The 3,512-nt window shown below is 47.9% G+C and carries 3 protein-coding genes; 2 read left to right on the top strand and 1 reads right to left on the bottom strand.

Annotation, left to right across the window (positions count from 1 at the left end):
* Positions 1-105 precede the first annotated feature (105 nt).
* Complete coding sequence (locus PN462_RS21495) at positions 106-855, bottom strand: response regulator transcription factor (protein ID WP_272130900.1); 750 nt, start codon at positions 853-855, stop codon at positions 106-108.
* A gap of 204 nt (positions 856-1,059) precedes the next feature.
* Here PN462_RS21495 and PN462_RS21490 point away from each other — a divergent pair, with 204 nt between their 5' ends.
* Positions 1,060-1,806, top strand: a complete 747-nt coding sequence (locus tag PN462_RS21490; protein ID WP_272130899.1) for a creatininase family protein — start codon at positions 1,060-1,062, stop codon at positions 1,804-1,806.
* 175 nt (positions 1,807-1,981) lie between these two features.
* On the top strand, positions 1,982-3,331 hold the full coding sequence (gene tftA / locus PN462_RS21485) for a hormogonium tapered terminus morphoprotein TftA (RefSeq protein WP_272130898.1): 1,350 nt from the start codon (positions 1,982-1,984) through the stop codon (positions 3,329-3,331).
* Positions 3,332-3,512 lie beyond the last annotated feature (181 nt).

The raw sequence follows: 3,512 nt of genomic DNA, 5'->3' as shown, positions 1-3,512 counted from the left end.
TATTCCCTATTCCCTATTCCCTATTCCCTATTCCCTATTCCCTATTCCCTATTCCCTTGTTCACAAAGAACCAACAACAAACAACAAACAACTATCAACTATCAACTATCCAAACCGATACCCAAACCCGCGCACCGTGACAATATACTGAGGCTTACTGGGGTCTTCTTCTAACTTCTCCCGTAACCAGCGAATATGCACATCCACCGTCTTAGTATCCCCTAGGAAATCTAACCCCCACACCTGATCAATCAGTTGCTCCCGTGACCACACCCGACGGGGATAACTCATAAACAACTCTAACAAGCGAAACTCCTTGGGAGAGAGATTAATTTCTTCACCGCGTACTAAAACTCGGCATTCCTCCGGAGACAGCGTGACATCTTGGAACTGTAACACCGACGGACGGGGAATATTACTGAAATTTTGACGACGTAATAAAGCGCGACAGCGAGCCACTAATTCTCGCATACTAAAGGGTTTCGTCAAATAGTCATCAGCCCCCACCTCTAAGCCTAACACTCGGTCTGTCTCACTGGCTTTGGCACTTAAAATCAAAATTGGGATCGTGTTCCCCTGATAACGCAGCAGACGGCATAAATCCAAGCCGTTAATCTGGGGGAGCATCAAGTCTAGGATAATCAAATCATACATCGGCTCAGAGTGGCGCAGTGCCTCTTGGAGAAGATTTAAAGCGACTCGGCCATCTGGGGCAGTGATGGTATCATAACCTTGCTCTTGGAGGGCAAGCACCACCATTTCTCGAATTAAATCTTCATCCTCAATCACAAGGATTTGAGTCCGCTTCGTAAATTCTGGTTCCGGGGGAGTTTGAGGGATGTCGAGAGACAGCATAATCCACCTTTAAGAAAAATCACCGAGTTCTGTTGCAATATATACACCATCATGGGACGAGTTCGTGTATCGCGCCGCTATATTTCTAGGGTTTTTTAAGACTATGCGCTGAAACACGAGACGCTAAGAGGCTTATCCCCTAGCGTAGTAAAAGAGCAGGTACACTGAAAAACGAGATCACATTCTTTTATATCAAGACTGCCTATGTTATTACAGCTTTGTACGTGGCAAGAAGTCGAAACCTATTTAAGTCAAACATCAGGGTTAATTATTCCCATTGGTTCGACCGAGCAACACGGGCCAACCGGGTTAATGGGGACGGATGCCATTTGTGCCGAAGTCATTGCCCAAGGGGTGGGAGAAGCGACACAAGCTCTAGTGGCCCCGACGATTTCGGTGGGGATGGCCTTACACCATACGGCCTTCCCTGGGTCAATGAGTTTACGCCCTAGTACCCTCATTCAAGTGATTTTAGACTACTTGACCAGTTTAGCGCGGTCTGGATTTAGCCGTTTTTTCTTTATTAATGGCCATGGGGGGAATATTGCTACTCTCAAGGCGGCATTTGCGGAAAGCTATTATCATTTAGGGAACTTACAGGTGGAGGGGAGTGACCAGGTACGCTGTAAGGTGGCCAATTGGTTTATGTGTCGGTCGGTGTATCAACTGGCCAAAGAGCTTTATGGAAATCAAGAAGGGTCTCACGCGACTCCCAGTGAGGTGGCTGTCACCCAGTATGTTTATCCGGAGGCTATTAAACACGCGCCTCTGACGGACAAGGTAGCTTCGGGGCATCCCATTTATAGTGCGGCAGATTTTCGCCGCCATTATCCTGATGGCCGTATGGGGTCTAATCCCGCTTTGGCAACTCCGGAACACGGACAACAGTTGTATGAAAGGGCGGTTAAAGAATTAAGTCAGCAATATTTAGAGTTTGTTAGCCAATCTTGACAAAAACGCTAGGACAATAGACAAATAAGTGAACTCTCCTAGGCCAAAGCCCAGATTGTGGGGTGAGGCGTTTTGCGGGTTAAGCTAAGAAAATACATTGAAATTTGTCAGGACAGAAGACGATAATGGTCTAGGCTATTTTCAGGTTTGTTAATTCAGTTGTGAGGAGGCGACTATGGGCAGGATTTTTGTCTCGGCAGGACATGGTGATATTGAAGGGGGAGTGGCACAGGACCCTGGTGCGATCGCAGGGGGAACAACCGAAGCACAACAGATGATTTTATTACGAGATTTAGTTGTGCCGGAGTTACGGTCGAGAGGCTTTGAGGTGTTTTCTGTGCCGGATACGCTCAGTTTACGGGAAACGATTAGTTGGATCAATAATCGGGCCCGTGGAGAAGATGTGGCCATTGAACTCCACGCAGATGCCTATTCTAACCCCAGTGCTAGGGGGGCAACGGCGTTTTATATTGCGGGGAATAATGAACGGAAACAACATGGGGATATGGTGCTGTTGGCGTTAATTCGTCGTCTCCCGCAACTCCCCAGTCGGGGGTCCCGACCGGATACGGCCACGGGTGTGGGCCGGTTAGGGTTTTGTCGAGATATTGCCATTCCCTCGTTACTGTTGGAGGTGGGGTTTCTCACCAACCCGGAGGACCGGAATTTAATTCTCAATCGTCGTCGGGATATGGCTTCAGGGATTGCCGATGGGTTAGAAGCTTGGAGTCGGGATGTTTCGGGGACAACACAACCGGAACAAAGTTATCCGGCCATTGGTATTCGTATTAATGGCCAGAGTTACGGAGAACAGGGCATCCTGATTAATAATAATTCCTATATTCCTGTGGATTTAGTGGATTTATTAGGGGTGGAATTGGGGGATAATCCCGATGTGCGTCTGGTGGAATATCGCGGGGTGGTTTATGTGAAGGCCATTGAACTGCGCGATTATACCATTAGTGTGGGTTGGGATAATGAGGCCAGGGCCGTGGTCTTGAAGTCGATTACTCAGATTTGTCCGGGGAGTATTGACAAGATTATGAGTCATGGCCATACCTCTGAGGTGCAGTTAATGATGTTCCTCAAGGCTAACCATGAGAATGCTTTAGACCAGTTTCCTGATTTGCCCAAGTTATACCGGGAGGAAGCGGCCATTGAGGGGGTTAATTATGATATTGCTTTCTCACAAATGTGTCTCTCGACCAACTTTTTACGATTTGGGGGAGAAATTAAAGCCTCTCAGAATAATTTTGCTAAGTTAGGGGCTGTGGGAGGGGGAACACAGACGGCTACTTTCCCCAGTGCGCAGATTGGGGTTCGCGCCCATATTCAGCATCTCAAGGCTTATGCTAGCACTGAACCGTTAGTGCAGGAGAGGGTTGATCCTCGCTTTCGTTTTGTGAAACGAGGGGTGGCCCCGTTGGTGACGCAATTATCCAATCGTTGGTCTTCTGATCCAGACTATGGGGAGAGAATTCTGGCGATTTTACGACGGTTGTATGAGTCGGCGGATTTAATTTGAGTTCTCCATGCCATAAATTACGTGGATTCTAAGAGGTAACTCTGTCAAGGTGAGAAATTGTAGAACGAGACACCGTTGTTTCAGACACTTGTGAGAGACATTTTCTCCCCCTCTCCCAAGGTTGGGAGAGGGGGTTGGGGGGTGAGGGCGACTCCAAACCGCCATATCTCGTTACCCACCT

The organism is Spirulina sp. CS-785/01, assembly GCF_028330525.1.
Classification (GTDB): Bacteria; Cyanobacteriota; Cyanobacteriia; order Cyanobacteriales; family Spirulinaceae; genus JAQMSD01.
Note: the sequence above shows the minus strand (reverse complement) of the source record. Positions and strands in the feature narration are given on the sequence as shown.

Excerpts from the sequence above, each read along its gene's own strand:
- PN462_RS21495 (WP_272130900.1), bottom strand. The coding sequence starts at position 855 with ATGCTGTCTCTCGACATCCCTCAAACTCCCCCGGAACCAGAATTTACG.
- tftA (WP_272130898.1), top strand. The coding sequence starts at position 1,982 with ATGGGCAGGATTTTTGTCTCGGCAGGACATGGTGATATTGAAGGGGGA.
- PN462_RS21490 (WP_272130899.1), top strand. The coding sequence starts at position 1,060 with ATGTTATTACAGCTTTGTACGTGGCAAGAAGTCGAAACCTATTTAAGT.